Genomic DNA, 1,842 nt, shown 5'->3' with positions numbered 1-1,842 from the left:
CGTCTGCTTCGGGTCGATACCGGTCCTTCGTGACAGTCTGCGACTTTTCATCATTGACGAACTGCTATGCTGAGCTCAACGGCCGCCTCCGGCCATTTCTAGGCATTGACTCAATCAACTGAGCAAAGAAAAACATGAAAATCACTCATTTTCTGCACACTGGCGTGCTGCCTGATGGACGTGTGCCAACAGGCGGCTCTGTCGAAGTCAATGGACTTATTGTTGAGAGCGCACCGGAAGGTGGATGCGGCAGCGAAGGCTGCTCACGCAGTCCCGGCCATTGGATTTCGAAAATTCATCCACGGTCCGAAGATGGGACGGTGTTCGGGTATATGGTCCTCTTTAACAATCGAGAAGAACTCGAAATGGCTGACTTGGATTTGATCGAAATAGAGGCGCGCAAGCTCCTCAACTGATTAGAAGGTCTGCTTCGGGTCGGATACGGTCCTTCGTGACAGTTCGCGACTTTTCGGCCCTGGCCACCTGCTATGCTGAGCAAAACGGCCGGGTTCGGCCAGAAGCAGACGCTTCAAAGCCTTAAGCTAAAGTTATTCAACGACGTTGGAATCTTCCTACGATGAACCCGTTCAGTCTGGCGATCCCTTTTGGACTCATTGGTCCAGCGCTTGCGGTAGGTGTCTTGGCATATCTGTGGCGCAGCTCCCTCGAGCATTTTTGGTGGTTCATTGGGATTGGAGGAGTAGCGTCATACGTCTTGATGGCGGCATGCCTTACGTGGGCGCTTTCCGATATTGGCGTTACTGGCAACTTGACTGCAACGCCGAGGCCGGCACTGGATCCACTCGCCATTCGCTACTTATCGTTCATGCTGGCATGGTTGGCGGGCAGTGCCGTCATCCTATTCCTCACGCGGCATCTTCTCGCAAAGATATAGGTTAGAAATGTATGGCTGCTATGGGTCGGTTCCTGCCCATCGTGACAGTCCGCGGCTTTTCGCGCTTGGCGACCTGATATGCTGAGCTCAACGGCCGGGTTCGGCCAAAAGCAGACATTTCACATCGACAGACAAACGACAATAGCCGTTCCTTTCCCTGAACCCCTGAGATAAAACTGATGAATCCACGTCGGGTCAACGAGCTGATGACCGAAAATTTTCCGTCGGTTGAAATTGCCACGTTAGATTGGGTAAACGTGCTTGAGGCCGACGGAAAGATTCGAAGCGAAGTCCTCGAGGCGTTGATTAGCAAGTTCATGCACGGAGATGACATTCTCGTTCAGGTAAACCGGAAGCTCGGGGACCTCAAGACAAAGGACCAGGTCATTCCATACGTGCAGGAGTATATCGGCAGAGGCCAAATCAGGATGGCAGATAGAGACTTTCAGGGTTATGTGCTGATTGGGATGAACGGTGTAGCCACTGGCTGGTCGTCCAAGTAGTTTTCATCGAATAGAAGCCGTTAGCTACTCAAGGTCCGCTCTGGGTCGGATCCTAGTCCTTCGTGACAGTCTGCGATTTTTCCGCCGCGGCGAACTGCTATGCTGAGCTGAACGGCCGCGTTCGGCCTGGAGCGGACAGTCGCCAACGATATCCCTTCTGATGAATACCAAGTGCACCCTATGGCCTTTTACATAGAAATCGACAAGATCTCCGAGACCACCAATGAGGCCATTTACGGTTTTTCAGATAGTCGAGCCGGAAAAGGTCGACTTCGACTTGACAAGACCACAGGTGATGTAACGGAAGTTACCGCAGCACCGGGCGATGATCGAGGGCATATCTTTCAACGTGCGGCGGTTAAGGTGCTTCGACATTGGAAGGAAGGACAGTTGCCCGACAAGACGTGCTGGGCATCGTAATTGTAGGTTAGGCTAACTCGTTAA

2 protein-coding genes are annotated in these 1,842 nt (G+C 52.4%); both read left to right on the top strand.

Translation table 11 applies throughout. The annotated features are described in order from the left end of the window. The first annotated feature begins 134 nt into the window (after positions 1-134). On the top strand, positions 135-416 hold the full coding sequence (locus tag ACQ7JA_RS24950) for a hypothetical protein (protein WP_430902400.1): 282 nt from the start codon (positions 135-137) through the stop codon (positions 414-416). Positions 417-1,074: 658 nt separating this feature from the next. After that, complete coding sequence (locus ACQ7JA_RS24945; protein ID WP_430902399.1) at positions 1,075-1,398, top strand: hypothetical protein; 324 nt, start codon at positions 1,075-1,077, stop codon at positions 1,396-1,398. Positions 1,399-1,842: the final 444 nt, after the last annotated feature.

Origin of the sequence: Massilia sp. BKSP1R2A-1, assembly GCF_050586525.1 — a bacterium.
Taxonomy (GTDB): Bacteria; Pseudomonadota; Gammaproteobacteria; order Burkholderiales; family Burkholderiaceae_D; genus Telluria.
This window is presented reverse-complemented; position numbering and strand designations above follow the sequence as displayed.

Coding starts and splice junctions, on each gene's coding strand:
- ACQ7JA_RS24945 (WP_430902399.1), top strand. CDS start 1,075: ATGAATCCACGTCGGGTCAACGAGCTGATGACCGAAAATTTTCCGTCG.
- ACQ7JA_RS24950 (WP_430902400.1), top strand. CDS start 135: ATGAAAATCACTCATTTTCTGCACACTGGCGTGCTGCCTGATGGACGT.